Below are 19,030 nucleotides of genomic sequence, written 5' to 3'. Positions count from 1 at the left end.
TACGCCCACCGTTCACCGTGGCGTCGGGTGCCGGTTGAAACTTCCGCTCTGTGATTTCCCGTCACGGCTATACGATCTGATGGTGTTCGACAGCGCGATGGGGGGCGTTGATGTCCGACGTGGGGTCCGGTTCCGGCAGACCCGGGCTGCGGGGTATGGAGCGCCTGTCGCGTGAACTGCCCTACGGAGTGGAGCTGTTCCATCTGCGCCCCGACGGCGATGTGCTGTTCGCGGACCGTGAGGGCGCGCGCGTACTCGGCCCGCGTGAGGACTTCCTCCGCTTCATCGACGACGGCAAGTTCGCGCACTACTTCATCGGGGACGCTCAGACGTCGCCGGACCGCCCTTCCAACGCCACCGTCAAGCTGGGAGTCGTCGGCCCTCGGAGCGCGTTCACCCCGCATGCCCATGGCGGCGAGCACTTCGTCCTCAGCCTCGGTCACGCCTCCTGCGGTGTGTACGACGCCCAGCACGGCCGGGTCACCGAAATCCGTCTCTTCCCAGGCGCGTTGATCCGAATCCCCGAGATGATGCCGCACTCCTTCGCCAACCGAGGTCGCAAGCCCCTGCACATCCTCGCCGCCAACACCGGTTTCGGTGTCGACCACGAGGACTACGCCATCACCGCCGAGGAGGCCGAGCGCCGCGGCGCGGAAGAAGTCGTACCGGTCAGCCGCCGCCCTCGCGGCGCTGGCACCGACTTCGGACTGCTCGCCGCCGCGCTGCGCGACATCGAACGCGTTCAGCGGGTGCGGGGTATCGGCGCCCTCACCGTTCGGGAGCGCCTCGCGGTCGGCCTGCGCCGTGCCGCGTCCGCGCTGGAGCGCCCCTGATGAGCCCATGGCGGTGGGCGGCAGTGCGTCGCACGGTGAGGAGGAGAAGGGGGCCTGGGGTCCTCCCGTCGGCTCCGGGCACGGTCCGGACCGCGCCGCACGGCGCAACGCCACAGCAGCGGCCGGAGTACGCGCTGCTCTGCCCGCACCGCTACACCGCCGACCTCCTCATCAGCCGTGGAATACCGGACCGCTGTGGGGTGATCGTCGTCAGCGACATCCAGCGGGTGCCGGCGGATGTTCCCGTGATCGTGCTGCATGACGCCGACACCGAGGGCTGTCTGCTGGCCGGACGCACCCGGGAGGCCCTGCCGGGCCGTCTGGTCGTCGACGCCGGCCTGTCGCCGCGCACCGTCATGAAGGCGGTGGGCGTGAAGGCGGTGCCGCGCGCTGAGCCCCCGTCGGCGGGTGTCCTGCGTCTGCTGCGCGACGGCGGCACGCTGACCGAGCCCGAGTTGGACTGGCTGGCCCGGGGCGATCGCTTCCCCCTCGCCGCCATGCCGCCCGCCAAACTACCCGCCGCGGTCACCAGGGTCGTCGGGCGCATCACGGTGGAGGTCGAGCGGGAGCGGAAGCGCAGGGACGAGGCCGTCGGATTCCTCACCTGGCCCGGGACGAACGGAGCCGCCCCATGACCGCGGACTGGACGCCGCGGCCCGGCGTCACCGGCGGCTCCATCCGGGCCCGGCTGCTCGACCGGGCGCTGACCACCGCGATCGCCCGCGCCGGGGCGCCCGGCAGGATCCGGTTCACCGAACGGCAGCTCTACTACGAGATGTGCCGTGTCCTGCGCCCGGTGCACACTGTCCCGCGCAGGGTTCCGCTGACACCTGCGCCGCCCGTACGGTACGAGCGGTTCGAGGAGGCTCTGTGCCGGCGCGACGGGGAGACACCCGGGCTGCTGGCTCCGCTTCCGGCCTCCGCGTCCACGCCGTACCGGCCCGGGGAACCCGATCTCTACGACTACGGGCTGCCCAGGCTGCTGGTCTGTCAGAGCCGTTCCGTGGCCCGGATGCTCCTCGCGAACGATCTGCATCTGGAGGCGGCCTGCCCGGTGTTCGCCGCCGACGATTCTCCGCTCGATCCCCGGCTGGTGGCAGGGCTCGGCCGGGTGGACGGCGCCACCGTCCATGTGCTGCACGACGCGAGCACCGCCGGCATCGCCCTCACCGCCCGGGTGCGCGCGGAGGTTCCCGGGATACGGGTCGCCTCGATGGGGCTCGTGCCGCGCCATGCGACGGCGCTGCATCTGATCTCCCAGCGTGGCCCCGCGCCCACGCCCCTGCCCGCGACCGCGCCCGGCCTGGCTGGTGCGCCGTCCGGCCTGGAACCGCGAGAACTGGAGTGGCTGGCGGGCGGGCGGACGGCCGAGGTGGAATCCGTCCCCCCGGCGCGGCTGCTCCGTACGGTGCTGCGCATGGTGCGCGGACCAAGGACGAGCGGCTCTTCCGTCTGGACCGGACTGCGTGAGCTGCGCACGGCCGGGTTCATGACATGGCCGTCGAACTGACCAGGGGCACGAGGACTTGAGGCGATGATCCGGCCACGCGAAATCCCGTACAGCGACGAACTGCTCGCCGATGGCAGCGTCCACCGCAGATACCAGGACGGCCGCGAGGAGTGGCGGCGGCGCGAGGGCACCCACATGGTGCGCTGGCATGACAACGAGGGCGGTTCCGGCACCGATGAGCTGCTCGGGCGGCGGATCATCAAGCGGCAGTACGCGGACGGACGGGTGGTCTACGGACGGGACCTCGGTTACGGCCGTACGGTCTGGGGTCAGGGCGAGAGCGTGATGGTCAACCGGACCTCGTTCGGTGGACGGATGGGCGCGGTGCTCGGCAGTCTGGGCCTGGTCACCCTGACCGTCACCGCGGCCCAGTTTCCGCCGGAGGCCCTGAGCGTGGAAGAGGAGGAGGAACTGCGGCGGCAGCAGGCCGCAGCACAGAACTCCTCCGGCGGTGACGGCGGCGGCAGCTCCGACGGGGGCGGCGAGGACGGCGGCGACCTCTCGGACCTGGATGACGCGTGGCGCTCCGGCGATGACGGCGGCTGGAGCGACGACGACTTCGGATGAGCCGTACGGCATGCGGTATACGGCATGTGGCATACGGCTTAGCGGACTGGCTGGACGGCCCGGCTGGACGGGCCGGAGCAGTGAGAGAAAAGGTGGGTGACCATGGCGCGGTTCTGTGCCTGCCTGGCGGCGGAGCCCGAGCAGGCCAGGGAGCAACTGGCCGCGATGGGCTCCACCGTGCGGCCCGACGGCCCGGCCGTCGGGCTGATCGAGGACGAACCCGGCCACGCCACCGGGCCGTTCCACGCGTACGGGCACACCGCGGTGGGCGAGGTCACCCTCCACAACCGGCCCGCACTCCTCGCCGCGCTGGCCGCCTCAGGCGTCCCGGCACCGCCCGACTGCCCTGACGGTGAGCTGCTGCTGCGCTGCTGGGTACGGCTCGGCGCGGCCGGAATCCGTGACGCCGAGGGCATGTTCGCGCTCGCCGTGCACGAGAGTGAAGGCGACCTCGTACTGATCCGCGACCCTGTCGGCGCCCGCACCCTCTTCTACGCCCGTGCCGGCGGCTGCTGGGCCGCGTCGACCTCGCTGCGGGCCCTGCGCCGCTGGCCCGCGCTCGGGACCGGCCTCGAACTTTCCGCCGTACGCTCCTTCCTGACCTTCGCCTACCTCCCCGGCGAGGAGACCCTGCTGCGCGGAGTACGCGAACTGCTGCCCGGCCGCTGTCTGCGGCTCTCGGCGGACGGCACGACGACGGAGGAGCACTACTGGGAGCCGCGGGAGCTGATCGAGGACGACGGAGCGCCACCCGAAACCTATGCGCTGAGGCTGCGCGAACTGCTGGAGGAGGCGACCGCGCGCCGGCTGCCGGAGGCCGAGGCCGTGGGTGTTCTGCTCTCCGGCGGCGTCGACAGCTCGCTGGTGACCGCCCTCGCCGCCAAACTGCACTCCCACCCGGTGCACACGTACTCCATCAGCTTCGGTGACGAACTCCCCAATGAGCTGGGCTACTCGGGCCTGGTCGCCGCCCACTGCCACACCCGGCACCGTATTCTCACCGTCACCGGTGCGGCCGTGGCCGCGCGCCTCGGGGAAGCGGCTGCGCTGCTCGACAGCCCCGTGGGTGATCCGCTGACCGTACCGAATCTGATGCTCGCCGAGGCCGTGGCGGGCGACGGGCTACGGGTTGTCCTGAACGGGGAGGGCGGCGACCCGGTCTTCGGCGGCCCGAAGAACCTGCCGATGCTGGTGTACGAGATGCACCGCGGCGACGTGGCCGGTGGAGACGCGGAGGACGCGCGGGAACTCGCCTATCTGCGCTCGTACCGCAAGTGCTACACCGATCTGCCCGACCTCCTGACCGCCGAGGTGCTGGGCGCCCTCACCGAGGCGCCCGCACCCCAGCGTTTCGTCGCCCCGTATCTGCGGCCGGGATCCGAGGACGGGCGGATGGACCATCTGCTCAACCGGCTGCTGCACTGCAATCTGCGCACCAAGGGCGCCCATCACATCCTCACCAAGGTCGAACGTCTCACCGCCTCCCAGGGCATCGAGGGCCGGGCCCCGCTCTTCGACCGCCGGGTGGTGGACCACGCCTTCGCCACCCCGCCGCGATGGAAGCTGAACGGCGCCGTCGAGAAGTGGGTGCTGAAGGAGGCCGTACGCGATCTGCTGCCCGGCACGGTCGTGGACCGGCCGAAGAGCGGTATGCGGGTGCCGGTGCAGCAGTGGCTCGGCGGTCCGCTGAAGGAGTTGGCGGAGGATCTGCTGCTGGGCCGGGAGGCCCGCGCCCGTGGCCTGTTCCGGCAGGACACGGTGCGCGGCTGGCTGCGCGGTGAGGGGGCGTTGCTGCCCAGACAGGGCGGCAAACTGTGGCTCGTGCTCACCCTGGAGCTGTGGCTGCGTGCGTACGACATCCACTGACACCCGCTCACATTGCCGGTCGCGCCTGTCACAAGAAACTACGGCCTTTGGGGCTTCGCCGGCACGCACAGCCACGCGAGGCCTGCTGCGGTCAGGTAGGCGAGCGCGCCGATGGCCATGCTGGTGCGGAGCCCGGCGCTGTAGTCGGTGGCTGTGGCGAGCAGGCTGCCGCCGAGCGCCACGCCAGTGGCGCTGCCGATCTGGCGGGTGGTGTTGAACAGGGCGGAGGCGGCCCCTGAGTACCCCGGGGGTGCGGCGCCCATCACGGTGGCGGCTCCGCCGGTGAGGGCGAAGGAGGTACCGAATCCCGCGGCCATCATCGGGGCCACCAGCAGCGGGTACGCGGGGTCGGTTCCCGCCGCGGCCCAGCCGGCCAGCCCCAGGGCGGCGAGGAGCATGCCGGAGATCACCAGCGGACGATCGCCGGTGCGGTGGGACAGCCGCCCGGACACCGCGGAGGCGAACATGGTCATCGCCACCGCCGGGAACAGCGCCAGCCCGGTGCCGAGGGCGCTGAAGCCGCGCTGGTGCTGGAATTCCAGACTGGCGGTGAACACCATGCCGTAGAAGCCGAAGTTGAACAGCAGGCCGATGACGGATCCGCCGCTCATCGCACGAGAGCGCAGCAGGCTCAGCGGAAGGACAGGAGACCGGGCCAGCCGCTCGCGCACCGCGAACGCCACGGCGGCCAGCACGGCCAGGCCCACGCCGGCGAGAACAGCCGGATCGGACCAGCCCCGCCGTCCGGCCTCGTTGAGCGCCGCGGTCAGCAGTGCCACCGCCGCCACGACCGCGCACTGCGCCGGCCAGTCCAGGGCTCGGGCGGCGCGTCGGGGCGAGCGCGCCACATACCGCGGCGTCAGCACCAGGGACGCCACACCGACGGGCAGGTTGATGAGGAACACCCAGCGCCACCCCACCGTGGAGACCAGCAGCCCGCCCAGCAGCGGACCGGCAGAAGCCGCGATGCCGGCCATCGAACCCCACAGTCCGAAGGCCCGCGAGCGTGCGGCCGGTGCCGGGTAGGACTGCTGGAGCAGGGCCAGGGAACCGGGCACGATCAAGGCCGCGCCGAGTCCCTCCACCAGCCGGGCCACCACCAGGAAGGGAGCGTTCGGCGCGAGCGCGCAAGCGGCCGAGGACGCGGTGAACACCACCACGCCCCAGCAGAAGACCCGACGGTTGCCCAGCCGGTCACCCAGCGCGCCGCCGGTCAGCAGGAACCCGGCGAACACCAGGGTGTACCCGTCGGTGATCCACTGGATACCGGTGAGCGAGGCCGACAGTTCCCGGCCGATCACCGGCACGGCGACGTTGATGACCGTCACATCGAGGATCACCATGAAGTACCCGGCGCACACTACGAGCAGCGGGGCCCAGGAGCGTCGCTCGGACGTGCGGCTTCTCCGCCCCGGCCGCGCGGTGGTCACGGGTCAGAAGTGTCGGCGATGTGGATGACCGAGTTGGGGCACAGGCTCGCGGCGAGGCGGGCGCGGGCCTGGAGTTCGGGTGGGGGCTGCTCGTTGAGCAGGACGACGGTGCCGTCGTCGTCGGACTGGTCGAAGAGTTCGGGTGCGGTCAGGGTGCACTGGCCGGCGCCCCGGCAGCGATCGTGGTCGATCCTGATCTTCATGGTGTGGTCACCTGTCCCAGCTGAGTGGGAGCGCGTGGACGCCGTAGACGAACATGTCGTCACGCATCGGGACCTGCTCGGGCGGGACGGCCAGGCGGAGCGTGGGGAAGCGCCGGAGAAGGGCGGGAAAGGCGATCTGCATCTCGACACGGGCCAGTTGCTGTCCCAGGCACTGGTGGATGCCGTGTCCGAAGGAGACGTGCTGGGAGGGTTCGCGGGTGAGGTCGAGCCGGTCCGGCTCGGTGAACTGGCCGGGGTCGCGGTTGGCGGCCGGCAGTGAGGCCACGACGGTCTGCCCGGCGCGGATGCGCACGCCGTGGATCTGGACGTCCTCGCGGGCGACCCTGACGGTGCCGAACTGCACGATGGTCAGGTAGCGCAGGAGTTCCTCGACCGCTCGGCCGACGCCTTCCGGGTGCTCGCGCAGGGAGCGCAACTGGTCGGGGTGGGACAGCAGAGCGTAGGTGCCGAGGGCGAGCATGTTGGCGGTGGTCTCGTGCCCGGCGATCAGCAGCAGCCGGCCCATGCCGGTCAGTTCCTGGTCCGTCAGCGCGGGGTCCGGGTCTTGTGCCCGGATCAGGGTGCTGAGCAGGGCGTCGTCGGGGTGTTCGCGTTTGTCGGCCACCAGGTCGCGCATGTACGTGCGCAGTGCCTCACGGGCCCGCCATGCCTCGTCCTCGGAGACGTCCAGCCTGAGCATCGTGGCGGTCCACCGCTGGAACTTCTCCCGGTCGGCGTAGGGCACGCCGAGCAACTCGCAGATGACCAGGGAGGGAATGGGCCGGGCGAAGGCGGGAACGAGGTCCGTCGGAGGACCGGCCGCTTCCATGGCGTCGAGGTGGTCCGCGACGATCCGCTCGATCCTCGGTGCCAGGGCGCGCATCCGGCGCACTGTGAAGTAACGGGTGAGCATCCCCCGGTAGCGGGTGTGTTCCGGTGGATCCATGTTCAGCAGCATTCCGGGCCGGTCTTCCGGACGGAACAGGTTGCGGCGCACCGGAGAGGAAGCGTTCTCGCGGGCCGAACTGAACCGGTCGTCGGCCAGCACCGCGCGGACGTCCTCGTGCCGGGTCAGCAGCCAGCCCACCGTGCCGTCGGGAAAGGCCAGCGGGGCCACCGGCTGCTCCTCCCGCAGCCGCTGGTACTCCGGTGGCGGATCGAGCGGGCAGGTACGGTGCGTGGGCAGTGGCGCCGCGGGCGCCAAGGGCGCGCTCATGGGAACCGCTCCCTTCATCCGGCCGTTCAGCCTCACACCCCAGAGTAGTACGAATCCGTACTATGTGCGCGATACAGACATCACGGCCCGGCGCCTTCGGGCGGCGCTGTGCCGAGCAGCGGAGCCAGCACCCGGTCCATGATCCTGTCGACGAGCGCGACGTCGGGCGCCTCTCCCTCGATCAGCACATGCGTCAGCAGTACCGAGAACGGCATCTCCACCAGGAGTTCCGGATCCACCCCGGCGGGGATCTCACCCCGCCGAAGCGCCCGCTCCACCAATGACTCGACGGCCTGCCGCAGCGGGCGGCGCAGCCGCTCGTGACGCAGGCGGGTCAGCTCCGCGTCCGTTCTGCTGCCTTCCAGCAGGGCGATGACCAGGCCCCGGTCGAGTTCCGTCCAGCCCGCCAGCCACGAGGCGAGCAGGTGCCGCAGATCCCCGAGGAAGGAACCCGTGTCGTGGTCGGTGATCTGCGGCCGGCGCTGTTCCAGGGCCGCCACCGCCAGCCGGGCCTTGGTCGGCCACCGCTGGTAGAGCGTGGCCTTGCTGGCCCTGGCACGCTGGGCGACGAGGTCCATCGTCAACCGCTCGTACCCGACCTCGGCCAGCAGTGCGAGCACGGCGTCGAGCACCTCCCGGCGTCGACCGGGATCGCTCAGCGGAACCTTGCGCAGTCCCCGCGGCGCCTCGTCCGCGCCCTCAGCAGAACCGCCCACCACCGCGAGGCTCACCTCCCCACTGACCCACGGGAGAGCGACTCCCGGCGTGGCCCTTGCCGCTCTCATGGCCCCTTTTATCTCTTATGGTCTCCTATGGTCCTTTTGACCGTCGACACTCAGTGAAGGACGCTGGGCATATAGGTGGCGCCTACATGCGCTTTCTGTTGCCGGTCGGTTTGCTCCCCCGTCGTCCTTCGGCGGCACTGCCGGCCGGCGGCACCGGCGACCGGAACGGAGGACGACCGTGTGCGGTATCACGGGATGGATCTCGTACCAGCGGGACCTGGGCACCGAGCAGGCCACCGTGGACGCGATGACCGAGACGATGGCCTGCCGTGGCCCGGACGACCGCGGCACCTGGGTCCAGGGCCCGGCCGCGCTCGGCCACAGAAGGCTGGCCATCATCGACCTGCCGGGCGGCCGGCAGCCGATGAGCGTCCGGGAGGCCGGGACGGCGGTGGCCCTGGTGTACTCCGGTGAGGTCTACAACTTCACCGAGCTGCGCAAGGAGCTCATCTCTCGGAGACACCGCTTCACCACCGACTCCGACACCGAGGTGGTGCTGCACGGATATCTGGAGTGGGGCGAGGCCGTCGCCGAGCACCTCAACGGCATGTACGCCTTCGCCGTCTGGGACCAGCGCGAGCAGAAGCTGGTCATGGTCCGTGACCGCATGGGCATCAAGCCCTTCTACTTCTCCCCCACCGCCGACGGCGTGCTGTTCGGCTCGGAGCCCAAGGCGATCCTCGCCAACCCGCTCGCCACACGCGCCGTGACCCTCGACGGACTGCGGGAGGCATTCGCCTTCGTGAAGTCACCCGGTCACGCGATCTGGCAGGGGATGCGTGAGGTCGAGCCCGGGACGGTGGTGACCGTGCGCCCGGAGGGGATCCGGACCCGCGTCTACTGGTCGTTGGAGACACGGCCGCACTCCGATGACCGTGACGGCTCCATCGCCCGGGTCCGGGAGCTGCTCGAAGGCATCGTGCGCCGCCAGCTCGTGGCCGACGTGCCGCGCTGCACCCTGCTCTCAGGCGGCCTGGACTCCTCCGCCATGACCGCTCTCGCCTCCCGCGAACTCGCCGCGGCAGGCGGGAAGGTCCGCAGTTTCGCCGTCGACTTCGTGGGGCACAGCGAGAACTTCGTCCCCGACGCCCTGCGCGCGACCCCGGACAGCCCCTACGTGCACGACGTGGCGAACAGTTCCGGAACCGAACACCAGGACATCGTCCTGGACCCCGGCCAGTTGGCCGACCCCGAGGTGCGGGCCCGCGTCATCCGGGCCAGGGACCTCCCCATCGCTATGGGCGACATGGACGCCTCCCTCTACCTGCTGTTCAAGGCCATCCGGCAGCACTCGACGGTCGCCCTGTCCGGAGAATCCGCCGACGAGGTGTTCGGGGGCTACCAGCAGTTCTTCGACCCCGCGGCGCGGGCAGCCGACACCTTTCCCTGGCTGGTGCACTTCCGGCAGCACTTCGGCGACGAGGACGGCATCCTCAGCCAGGACTTCGCCACAGCCCTGGATCTCGCCTCCTACGTGCAGGACAGCTACCGCCAGGCGGTGGCCGGGATCCAGCGGCTCGACGGCGAGAGCGACTTCGAGTACCGGATGCGACAGATCTGCCACCTCCACCTCACCCGATTCGTCCGCGTCCTGCTGGACCGCAAGGACCGTATGAGCATGGCGGTCGGACTGGAGGTCCGCGTGCCGTACTGCGACCACCGGCTGGTGGAGTACGTGTACAACACCCCCTGGCGGCTGAAGTCGTTCGACGGCCGGGAGAAGAGCCTGCTGCGCGAGGCCACCGCCGATCTGCTGCCCCCTTCCGTCTACGACAGGGTGAAGAGCCCCTACCCCTCCACTCAGGACCCGGCCTACGCCGTGGCGCTGCAGAACCAGGTCAAGGAACTCCTGGACAACCCCGCACACCGGGTCTTCGACATGGTCAGCCGCGAGCGGCTGACCCGCGCCGCCGCATCCCACGCGCCCCGCATCGACCAGGCGTCCCGGCGCGGCCTGGAGACGGCACTCAACCTCGCCACCTGGATCGACCTGTACTCCCCTCACCTCACACTCGGCTGACCCCGGGCGAACTCCGCGCTGAGCGTGGCTCCGTTGGCCCGTAGCCCGTTGCAGGACGTGTCGCTGCCCGCCGGCCGGACAGCGAGGTCAGTCCGGCAGCCCCCAAGGCCTGGCATCGCCGACGGCCGGTACGTCACGCGGACCCGGGTCCGGGTGGGTGCCGCGCGGGACGATGACGGCCGTTTCCTCCCGGCCGAGCGGAATCTCGATACGGCCGGGTCCTGTCTCCCGGTGTCGCAGCCGCCGGCCCCGCTCGTCCCGTACGTCGACGGCGCCGTCGATGCCGTGGTGCAGCACCAGTGGTGCGCCGGCCTCGCTGTGGACGCGTACCCATCGGGTCCGGCCGCCTGCTCGGTCCGCGTCGACGAGGAACGCGCCCTGGGTACGGAGAGCTTGGACCGAGAGGTCGGGCCAGCGGCGTGACACGGAGGGGAAGACCCGTACGGTGCCGCCGTGGCTCTGCACGGCCATGTCGAGGACCGACTGGGCCGCCGTCAAGGGGCTCTCGATGCCGAGGTTGGTGTCCTCGACGTACATGGTGTTCGGCGTCATCCTCGCGCCCCAGGTCCGGTGGACGACATTGCCGTCGGTGAAGAAGGTCAGGAAGTCCAGGGCCTCCTCGGGTCGTTCCATCACGGACGCCATCGAGGAGGCGACGGCGTAGCTGTAACCCGCCCACAGGCCACGGTCCTTGACCCAGTGGTCGAAGGTCGTTCGCATGATCTCCCGGTCGGCCGGCCGGTCCCAGCTCAGCTCGTGCAGCGGGTACAGCCACAGCATGTGCGAGAAGTGCCGGTGGGACTCGGTGAGCGGCTTGTCGGCGCCGATGACGATGCCGGTCGCGTCCCGCGGGTAGTCCACCAGGCGCTTGAGGATCTCGCGCCAGCGGCCGGCGCGGGGATGGTCCGTACGGAGAATGCGCAGGCAGTCGAGGAGGGTGGCGCAGCCCCAGCGGAGCAGGGAGAGGTCGTAGGTGCAGTCCGTGGCGTCGGCCCACTCGGGCGACCGGGTGAGCGGCAGGTGCAGCTTTCCGTCGCTGCCCTCGTACAGGAAGTGGTCGTAGAAGTTCACCGCCTTGACGAGGATCGGGTAGAGGACGTCGCGCACGATCGACGCGTCCATGGTGTGGCGGTGGCTGAGCCAGATGTTGTGCATGGCCCAGATGAGATTGCCGTTGTTGTCGGTCTTGGTGGAGGTACCGGGGATGCCGACGGTCTTGGCGCCGGGGCGGAGCTTCCAGTCGGACGGGTGGGCCAGGGCGTAGGTCTCGCCGTCCTGGTACTGCGGCGGGACGGACAGGGGCAGGTACTCCTCGAAGTTCTTGAAGGTGGAGGTGACGGAGTCGAGTTCGAGGTGGTTGGACCCCTGGATCAGCCAGGTGGCGATCTGGACATTGAGGTTCCACCAGACCGCGGTCCAGCTTCCGCCGGTCTCCGGGTACCACGGCCCCCATTCGGACATCGAGGGCCCGCCGGCGCGGGTGGCGCAGGCGGCCTTGTAGAGCTGGATCCAGTAGAAGTGCTGAATGCGCTTGTCGGGGACCGACAACAGGCTGCGCCGGTAGAAGCGGTGCAACCATGCGCGGTGCTCGCGCACCAGGTCGTCCGGGTCCACGGACAGTGTGCGGGCGACTTCCGCGACGGCCAGTTCCGTCGTGCGCGACAAGTCGTCCGGGAAACGGTAGACGATGTGCGCGGCCAGCAGCCTGCCGCTGCCGACGCGCCGTTCGCGCCAGGCGGTGGTCCACCCTCCGCCCGCGATCAGCGGCTGCTCGACGTACCTGGTGGCCCCGGCGTCTCCGGCGGAGCCGACCCGGGGGTCGGGGTTGCCGGTGTAGTCGGCGGGTTTGTCCTTGGTACGCGGCGAGGTCGCGGACATCCATGTGAACGACCAGGCCGCGTCGTCCTCGCCCGCACTGGGCCGGGTGGAGATCAGCAGCGCGGTACGGGTGTTGTGCACCAGCATCGAGAAGCGGACGCTGCCCCGGGTGGTGGTGACGGTGCCGCGCAGCTCGGCGTCCCAGAGGTCGAGTGTCCAGTCGACACCGGTCACCTCACCGGCGAGCGTGAGGTCGAAGTGCCCTATGGGTAACCGGGAGAAGCCGTACGGAGCACGCCACTGGGGGCGCTGGTCCTGCACCTGGCTGTGGCTGACCATGACCTTCACGGAGTTGGCCGTGGCTCCTCGGTAGACCTGCACCCCGAGCAGGCCGTTGCCCAGGAAGGGGCCGTCCTTCCAGTCGCCGGGCATCCGCCGCCAGCGCAGAGCGGCGGCCCTGGCCATCCGTTCGTGCGGTCCCTCCGCTCCGCCGGGCTCACGGGGCGCCGCCCAAGCGGTGCCGGACCCGGCTGACCAGCCCCCTGCGGCGACCGCGGCCGCCGTGCCGATCACACCTCTTCGAGAGATCCCATTACCTGCCGTGGTGGTCATGTACGTGCCTCTCATATCTGGTTGTGAATCTCCCGGCATGGTGCAGGCCTTGGGGGTGTTAGGGGAAGACCTCGGACGTATCCAAGCCGGAGGGAAGCGCGGTCGTCACGTGGCGCGCGGGTGCAAGGCTCCGGATACACAGTGGTCGGGGCGGCGTGAGCCGCGGCAGCAGCGGAAAGGGTACGGGCCTGGTGAGAGCCGAGGGCCAGTGTTCGTACCCAGCGCGAGCCGGAGACACATCGGATGTGAGTACCAGCGTGGGAACGACGTCCGCTGCCGGCTGCCGAGGACTTCGCCCGATCGTGCGCCGAGTTGAGGGGGGTTACGGACGAACCTAGGCTGGTACGCGTGGGCGAGTTGATGCACGCTCGGCCGGGCACATAGTCGCGGCTCCACTCCACATGGATGCGATCGATCGGCCCTTCGGCGCCGAACCGGAGCCCGCGCACCACCCCAGGGCCCTGTCCCCCAGGAGAGCAGCCATGGCCACCGACACTCCCCTGCAACTCGGCATGATCGGGCTCGGCCGGATGGGCGCGAACCTCGTGCGCCGGCTCATGCGCGACGGCCACCGCTGTGTGGTCTACGACCTCGACGAAAGCGCGGTGAGGGAGTTGGAGGCCGAGGGCGCCGTCGCCTCCGGCTCGCTCGGCGACCTGGTGGCGAAGCTGGAGCGGCCGCGTGTCGTCTGGCTCATGCTGCCCGCCGCCGTCGTGCAGCCCACGCTCGACCAGCTGACCGATCTCCTCGCTCCGGACGACGCGATCATCGACGGGGGCAATTCCTACTACCGCGACGACATCACCCGTGCGGCGCAGCTTGCTCCTCGCCGCATTCACTATCTGGACTGCGGAACATCGGGCGGGGTGTGGGGACTTGAGCGCGGCTACTGCCTCATGATCGGCGGCGAGCCCGCGCCCGTCGCCCGGCTCGATCCCCTCTTCCGGAGCATCGCGCCCGGCGCCGGCGCCGCCGAGCCGACACCGAGCAGACACGCCGACGGGACCGCACCGGACGGCTATCTGCACTGCGGTCCGAGTGGGGCCGGGCACTTCGTGAAGATGGTCCACAACGGGGTCGAGTACGGAATGATGGCCGCGATCGCCGAGGGGCTCAGCATCATCGAGCACGCGGACGCCGGACTTCGCAAGCACACCGCCGACGCGGAGACCGCCCCGCTGCGCGAGCCGGAGGCCTACCAGTACGAGATCGACGTGGGCGAGGTCGCCGAAGTATGGCGTCGCGGCTCCGTTGTGGGCTCCTGGCTCGTCGACCTCACCGCCGACGCGCTGGCCCGGTCGCCGCAGCTGGAGGAATTCACCGGGCGCGTCTCTGACTCCGGCGAAGGCCGCTGGACGGTACTGGCGGCGGTCGACGAAGGCGTACCCGCCGCTGTGATCAGCACGGCGCTCACCGACCGGTTCCAGTCCCGGGGCCTCGGGGAGTTCGCCGACAGGGTGCTGTCCGCCATGCGCAGTGAGTTCGGCGGACACGCGGAGAAGAGGAGTCAGCCGTGAACCGCCCGGACAACCATGTGATCGTGCTCTTCGGCGCCACCGGTGACCTCGCCAAACGCAAACTGCTCCCCGGCCTGTTCCACCTCGCCAGGGCAGGCCTCCTCCCGGACAGCTACCGCATCGTCGGCTCGTCCCGCGGTCGGTCCGCGCTGAGCGACGACGCGTTCCGTAAACACGCACACGACGCGATCGCCACCTTCGGGCGGTCCGAGCCGTCCGGGCCGGCGTGGCGGACCTTCGAGGAATCCCTGTCCTTCGGCGCGGCCGACTCCCAGGATCCCGGCCCGTTGGTCGCGGCCGTACGGGCAGCCGAGGACGCCCTCGGCGGGCAGCCACGCAAACTGTTCCATCTGGCCATTCCACCCTCCGCGTTCGCGTCCTTCATCGGCATGCTCGGCGACACGGGCCTGGCGGAGAACTCGAAAGTGATCGTGGAGAAACCCTTCGGCACCGATCTCGCTTCAGCACGAGCGCTCAACGAGACGATCCACACCGTCTTCGACGAATCCCGGATCTTCCGCATCGATCACTTCCTCGGCAAGGAGTCGGTGGACAACATCCTCGCCCTCCGCTTCGCCAACGGCTTGCTCGAACCCATCTGGAACCGGGACCACATCAGTCATGTGCAGATCGATGTGCCCGAGACACTCGGTCTCGAAGGCCGGGCCCGCTTCTACGAAGTGACCGGAGCCTTCCGGGACATGATCGTCACACATCTGATCCAGGTGCTCGGCATCGTGGCGATGGAACCGCCGGTCTCGCTCGCCGCCCAGCCGCTGCGCGACGAGAAGGCCAAGGTCTTCGCGGCGCTGCGCCCCATCGAACCCGGGCAGGTGGTACGCGGCCAGTACGAGGGTTACCGCGGCGAACCGGGGGTCGCCCCGGATTCACCGACCGAGACGTTCATCGCGCTGCGGCTTGAGGTGGACAACTGGCGGTGGGCGGGAGTGCCGTTCTACCTGCGCTCCGGCAAGAACCTCGCACAGCACCGCGAGGTCATCACCGTCGGCCTGCGCGAGCCGCCGCTGCGGATGTTCCGTACCGATCTCCCCCGGCAGGAGATGGACCGAGGCAACAAGCTTGTGATCGACTTCGGCGATCCCGGTTGGATCGCCGCCCGTTTCCTCGCGAAAGAGCCCGGCCCCGCGATGCGACTCGCACCGGCATCGATGACCTTCCGCTACGCCGGATCCTTCTGCCAGGAAAACGGACTCGAAGGCTACGAACGACTGATTCTCGACGCCTTGCTGGGCAACCAGTCGCTGTTCACCGGGGCGGACGGCATCGAGCACATCTGGGAGGCGTCGGCCCCTCTGCTCGACAGTCCACCGCCGCTGCATCCGTACGCACCCGGCTCGTGGGGGCCCGAACCGGCCGTCAGCGAACTCATCGCGCCACACCAGTGGTATCTGCCGGGCGCCGGCGAAGACGCCATCGCGGTGGGCCGGGGCCGCCTCTGACTGTGGGCGACCCCCGCTGCGATGGCTCGGTGGTGCGCCGGCGATGGCTCAGTGACGTGGTGCGGGTTGTCTGCCCGGCGGCTGTGCGGGCTCGGGGAGGGTGGTCGGCTGCTCGACGGGACGGGTCTGCGGCACTCCTTGGGACAGGTTGATCACTTCGCCGCAGTGGCTGATCTGTACGGGTTCGCCCTCTGCCAGCGCGTAGGTGACGTGTGAGCCGGTGATGTCGATCCGCAGACAGCGTTGCCGGTACCGCAGGGAGAACGCCAGCCGGCTGAGCTGTGCGGGAAGCCTGGGGGCGAAGTGCGGCATGTCCCCGTAGTCGCGCATGCCACCGAAGCCGGCGACCAGCCCGAACCAGGTCCCCGCGAGGGAGGCGATGTGCAGGCCGTCGCGGGTGTTCCTCTCCAGGTCCTCCAGGTCCATCAGCGCGGCCTCACCCAGGTAGTCGTAGGCCAGACGCAAGTGACCCACTTCGGCGGCCAGAACACACTGGACGCAGGCCGACAGCGAGGAGTCCCGGACGGTCAGCGGTTCGTAATAGGCGAAGTTCCTTGCCTTCTGGTCCTCGTCGAAGGCGTCACCGCACAGGAGCATCGCCAGGACCAGGTCCGCTTGCTTGACCACCTGCTTCCGGTACAGGTCGAAATAGGGGAAGTGCAGCATCAGGGGGTACCCCTCGGGCGGTGTGCCCTCGAAGTCCCACACGTCGAGACGGGTGTAGCCCGCCGACTGCTCGTGGACTCCCAGAGCCCGGTTGTAGGGCACGGACATCGCCTTGGCCGCGTCACGCCAGGCTGCGGTCTCCGCCTCGTCGACGCCCAGCGCCGCGGCCTGCGCCGTGTGGCGCCCGGCGGCGTCGGCGGCGGCCTGCAGATTCGCCTGGGCCATGAGGTTGGTGTAGGCGTTGTCGTTGGCGAGCGCGCTGTACTCGTCGGGACCGGTGACGCCGTCGATGTGGAAGCGGCCCCCGGAGTCGTGGTGGCCGAGGGAGCGCCACAGCCGGGCGGTCTCCACCAGGAGTTCCAGACCGGTCCGCCGTTCGAAGTCCGTGTCGCCGGTGACCCGGACGTAGCGCACGACGGCGGCGGCGATGTCGGCGTTGATGTGGAACGCCGCGGTGCCGGCCGGCCAGTACCCGGAGCATTCCGCTCCCTCGATCGTCCGCCATGGGAAGGCCGCGCCCCGCAGTCCGAGCTGGCGGGCGCGGTCGCGTGCCGCCGGCAGGGTGGCCTGCCGCCAGCCGAGGGCCTCGGCGACGCAGTTCGGCGAGGTGTACGTGAGCAGCGGCAGGACGAACGTCTCGGTGTCCCAGAAGGAGTGTCCGTCGTATCCGGAGCCGGTGAGGCCCTTGGCCGGGATCGCCCGGTGCTCGGCGCGGGCACCGGCCTGCAGGACGTGGAAGACGGCGAAGCGGACGGCCTGCTGGATCTCGGCGTCGCCGTCGACCTCGATGTCGGCGTACCGCCAGAAGCCGTCGAGGAACTCTCGCTGCTGGTCGACCAGGCCCTGCCAGCCGGTGCTGCGGGCACCGGCGAGCGCGGCCTCGACCTGGTCCCGGACCGCCGGCAGCGACCGCGCCGCCGACCAGCCGTAGGAGACGAACTTCTCGATGCGCAGTGTCTCACCGGGGTCCAGGACAGCGGTGACGGTGACGCGCCCCACGTCATGCGCGCTCTCACCGGACGTCCGGGTGGATCCGGGGCCACGCACCACATGGTCGGCCGCGGCCGCGACCCGCTGATTACTGCGTTCGGTGCGGTGCACCAGGCGCAACCGCGTGTCGAGCGCGTAGTGCTCCTCGGGCCGCAGGCACGGCTCCGGGGCGGCGGCCGCCCGGGGGTCGCCGGTGAGTGCGGGCAGTTGCTCGTTGGCGACGAGTTCCGACTGGACCACCACGTTCGTCCGGGCGTCCAGTGGCTCCACTTCGTAGGCGATCGCCGCGATGGCGCGCTGGGTGAAGGAGATCAGCCGGGTGGAGCGTACGCGTACCGTCCTGCCGACCGGCGATGTCCACTCGCAGACGCGGTGCAGCAGTCCGCTGCGCAGGTCGAGTACGCGCTCATGGGAACGCAACTGTCCGTAGCGCAGGTCGAACGGTTCGTCGTCGACCAGCAGCCGGATGATCTTGCCGTTGGTCACGTTGATCACCGTCTGGTCGGATTCCGGGAATCCGTAGCCCCCTTCCGCGTACGGCATCGGATGCTGCTCGTGCACGCCGTTGAGGTAGCTGCCGGGCAGGCCGTGCGGTTCTCCCTCGTCGAGGTTGCCGCGCCAGCCGATGTGCCCGTTGGACAGGGCAAAGACGGATTCGCTCTGGGCCAGCACGTCCAGGTTCAGTTCGGTCTCGCGCAGGCACCACGGCTCGACGGCGTAGGCGGGGTGGCTGATCACGTCCCGCTCCCCAACAGCTCGGAGAGGTCCGACACCACGATGTCGGCGCCGTGCCGGCGCAGTGCGTCCGCCTGGCCGAGGCGGTCGACGCCCACCACGGCCCCGAAGCCACCGGCCCGTCCGGCGTCCATACCGGCCAGGGCGTCCTCGAACACGGCCGCGGCCCGGGGTTCGGCCCCGAGGTCGTGTGCGGCTTCCAGAAAGGTGTCCGGGTGCGGCTTGCCGGGGAGCCCGCGCTCGGCGGCGACCCGGCCGTCGATCCGTACGTCGAAACGGTCTTCCATGCCGGCGGAGATCAGGATTTCACGGCAGTTGGCGCTGGAGGAGACGACGGCCGTGCCCAGCCCGGCCGCCCGTACGGCATCGACATAGCGGACCGACCCCGGATACGGTTCGACACCTTGCGTGTGGATCTTCTCCAGAAACAAGGCGTTCTTGCGGTTGCCGAGCCCGCGCACCGTGTCCTGCTCCGGTGGATCGTCGTCCTTTCCCTCCGGCAGCTCGATGCCGCGGGAGGCCAGGAAGACGCGTACTCCGTCGACGCGGGGACGCCCGTCGACGTACCGCTCGTAGTCGGCCGTCGCGTCGAAGGGACGGAAGGCGGGCCCCTCCCGCCGCCGCAGGAAGTCATCGAAGGCTTCCTTCCACGCGGCGGCATGCACGACCGCGGTCTCGGTCAGTACGCCATCGAGATCGAACAGACATGCTCGCACCCTGTCCGGAAGACCCAGATTTGCCATGTTTAACGTCTACCCGCGCCGGTCTGCCCCATTCCCGCCGACGCGGGGGCAGGCGGCAG

At 70.1% G+C, this 19,030-nt stretch carries 15 protein-coding genes; 8 read left to right on the top strand and 7 right to left on the bottom strand.

The window, feature by feature from the left end:
* Nucleotides 1–110 precede the first annotated feature (110 nt).
* The 5 genes from IE262_RS30805 to IE262_RS30785 all read left to right on the top strand — a co-directional run bounded on the left by IE262_RS30805 (nucleotide 111) and on the right by IE262_RS30785 (nucleotide 4,776).
* On the top strand, nucleotides 111–833 hold the full coding sequence (locus IE262_RS30805) for a cupin domain-containing protein (RefSeq protein WP_229877603.1): 723 nt from the start codon (nucleotides 111–113) through the stop codon (nucleotides 831–833).
* The gene (locus tag IE262_RS30800) at nucleotides 833–1,468 is read left to right on the top strand and encodes a hypothetical protein (protein WP_189878289.1); all 636 of its coding nucleotides are present in this window, start codon (nucleotides 833–835) and stop codon (nucleotides 1,466–1,468) included. Before IE262_RS30805 ends, IE262_RS30800 begins: the two co-directional genes overlap by 1 nt.
* Entirely contained in the window at nucleotides 1,465–2,343 is an 879-nt protein-coding gene (locus tag IE262_RS30795) for a hypothetical protein (protein WP_189878288.1), read from the top strand. The genes IE262_RS30800 and IE262_RS30795 overlap by 4 nt, the downstream gene beginning before the upstream one ends.
* A 24-nt stretch (nucleotides 2,344–2,367) precedes the next feature.
* Nucleotides 2,368–2,910 (top strand): hypothetical protein, encoded by a 543-nt coding sequence (locus tag IE262_RS30790; protein ID WP_189878287.1) that lies wholly within the window; start codon nucleotides 2,368–2,370, stop codon nucleotides 2,908–2,910.
* A gap of 102 nt (nucleotides 2,911–3,012) precedes the next feature.
* Nucleotides 3,013–4,776 carry an asparagine synthetase B family protein gene (locus tag IE262_RS30785; protein WP_189878286.1) on the top strand — a complete coding sequence of 588 codons (1,764 nt, stop codon included), beginning with the start codon at nucleotides 3,013–3,015 and terminating at the stop codon, nucleotides 4,774–4,776.
* Nucleotides 4,777–4,814: 38 nt separating this feature from the next.
* Here IE262_RS30785 and IE262_RS30780 read toward each other — a convergent pair whose 3' ends face one another.
* The 4 genes from IE262_RS30780 to IE262_RS30765 all read right to left on the bottom strand — a co-directional run bounded on the left by IE262_RS30780 (nucleotide 4,815) and on the right by IE262_RS30765 (nucleotide 8,410).
* A complete protein-coding gene (locus tag IE262_RS30780) occupies nucleotides 4,815–6,206 on the bottom strand; it encodes an MFS transporter (protein WP_229877602.1) in 1,392 nt (463 codons plus the stop codon).
* A complete protein-coding gene (locus tag IE262_RS30775) occupies nucleotides 6,203–6,409 on the bottom strand; it encodes a ferredoxin (RefSeq protein ID WP_189878285.1) in 207 nt (68 codons plus the stop codon). The genes IE262_RS30780 and IE262_RS30775 overlap by 4 nt, the downstream gene beginning before the upstream one ends.
* Nucleotides 6,410–6,416: 7 nt before the next feature.
* Nucleotides 6,417–7,625 (bottom strand): cytochrome P450, encoded by a 1,209-nt coding sequence (locus IE262_RS30770; protein ID WP_189878283.1) that lies wholly within the window; start codon nucleotides 7,623–7,625, stop codon nucleotides 6,417–6,419.
* Between the two features lie 80 nt (nucleotides 7,626–7,705).
* Entirely contained in the window at nucleotides 7,706–8,410 is a 705-nt protein-coding gene (locus tag IE262_RS30765) for a TetR/AcrR family transcriptional regulator (RefSeq protein WP_189878281.1), read from the bottom strand.
* Between the two features lie 178 nt (nucleotides 8,411–8,588).
* On the opposite strand from IE262_RS30765, the gene asnB reads away from it, so the two are divergent.
* Nucleotides 8,589–10,430 carry an asparagine synthase (glutamine-hydrolyzing) gene (asnB, locus tag IE262_RS30760; RefSeq protein WP_189878279.1) on the top strand — a complete coding sequence of 614 codons (1,842 nt, stop codon included), beginning with the start codon at nucleotides 8,589–8,591 and terminating at the stop codon, nucleotides 10,428–10,430.
* 87 nt (nucleotides 10,431–10,517) lie between these two features.
* Here asnB and IE262_RS30755 read toward each other — a convergent pair whose 3' ends face one another.
* Nucleotides 10,518–12,860: a glycosyl hydrolase family 95 catalytic domain-containing protein gene (locus IE262_RS30755; protein WP_189878278.1), complete on the bottom strand. Its 2,343-nt coding sequence runs from the start codon at nucleotides 12,858–12,860 to the stop codon at nucleotides 10,518–10,520.
* 482 nt (nucleotides 12,861–13,342) lie between these two features.
* Between IE262_RS30755 and gnd the strand changes: the two genes are divergently transcribed.
* Together gnd and zwf are read left to right on the top strand one after the other, a co-directional pair.
* A complete protein-coding gene (gene gnd / locus IE262_RS30750) occupies nucleotides 13,343–14,377 on the top strand; it encodes a phosphogluconate dehydrogenase (NAD(+)-dependent, decarboxylating) (RefSeq protein WP_229877601.1) in 1,035 nt (344 codons plus the stop codon).
* The gene (zwf, locus tag IE262_RS30745) at nucleotides 14,374–15,837 is read left to right on the top strand and encodes a glucose-6-phosphate dehydrogenase (RefSeq protein WP_189878275.1); all 1,464 of its coding nucleotides are present in this window, start codon (nucleotides 14,374–14,376) and stop codon (nucleotides 15,835–15,837) included. The genes gnd and zwf overlap by 4 nt, the downstream gene beginning before the upstream one ends.
* A gap of 48 nt (nucleotides 15,838–15,885) precedes the next feature.
* On the opposite strand, the gene IE262_RS30740 is transcribed toward zwf, so the two are convergent.
* Together IE262_RS30740 and IE262_RS30735 are read right to left on the bottom strand one after the other, a co-directional pair.
* A complete protein-coding gene (locus IE262_RS30740) occupies nucleotides 15,886–18,231 on the bottom strand; it encodes a glycoside hydrolase family 65 protein (RefSeq protein ID WP_189878274.1) in 2,346 nt (781 codons plus the stop codon).
* Nucleotides 18,228–18,971, bottom strand: coding sequence for an HAD family hydrolase (locus tag IE262_RS30735; RefSeq protein ID WP_189878272.1), 744 nt, complete (start codon nucleotides 18,969–18,971; stop codon nucleotides 18,228–18,230). The genes IE262_RS30740 and IE262_RS30735 overlap by 4 nt, the downstream gene beginning before the upstream one ends.
* Nucleotides 18,972–19,030 lie beyond the last annotated feature (59 nt).

Source organism: Streptomyces bluensis, assembly GCF_014650715.1.
Lineage (GTDB): Bacteria > Actinomycetota > Actinomycetes > Streptomycetales > Streptomycetaceae > Streptomyces > Streptomyces bluensis.
Note: the sequence above shows the minus strand (reverse complement) of the source record. Positions and strands in the feature narration are given on the sequence as shown.

Excerpts from the sequence above, each read along its gene's own strand:
- IE262_RS30770 (WP_189878283.1), bottom strand. The coding sequence starts at position 7,625 with ATGAGCGCGCCCTTGGCGCCCGCGGCGCCACTGCCCACGCACCGTACC.
- IE262_RS30790 (WP_189878287.1), top strand. The coding sequence starts at position 2,368 with ATGATCCGGCCACGCGAAATCCCGTACAGCGACGAACTGCTCGCCGAT.
- IE262_RS30800 (WP_189878289.1), top strand. The coding sequence starts at position 833 with ATGAGCCCATGGCGGTGGGCGGCAGTGCGTCGCACGGTGAGGAGGAGA.
- IE262_RS30755 (WP_189878278.1), bottom strand. The coding sequence starts at position 12,860 with ATGACCACCACGGCAGGTAATGGGATCTCTCGAAGAGGTGTGATCGGC.
- IE262_RS30785 (WP_189878286.1), top strand. The coding sequence starts at position 3,013 with ATGGCGCGGTTCTGTGCCTGCCTGGCGGCGGAGCCCGAGCAGGCCAGG.
- IE262_RS30765 (WP_189878281.1), bottom strand. The coding sequence starts at position 8,410 with ATGAGAGCGGCAAGGGCCACGCCGGGAGTCGCTCTCCCGTGGGTCAGT.
- IE262_RS30735 (WP_189878272.1), bottom strand. The coding sequence starts at position 18,971 with ATGGCAAATCTGGGTCTTCCGGACAGGGTGCGAGCATGTCTGTTCGAT.
- IE262_RS30805 (WP_229877603.1), top strand. The coding sequence starts at position 111 with ATGTCCGACGTGGGGTCCGGTTCCGGCAGACCCGGGCTGCGGGGTATG.
- IE262_RS30775 (WP_189878285.1), bottom strand. The coding sequence starts at position 6,409 with ATGAAGATCAGGATCGACCACGATCGCTGCCGGGGCGCCGGCCAGTGC.
- IE262_RS30795 (WP_189878288.1), top strand. The coding sequence starts at position 1,465 with ATGACCGCGGACTGGACGCCGCGGCCCGGCGTCACCGGCGGCTCCATC.
- gnd (WP_229877601.1), top strand. The coding sequence starts at position 13,343 with ATGGCCACCGACACTCCCCTGCAACTCGGCATGATCGGGCTCGGCCGG.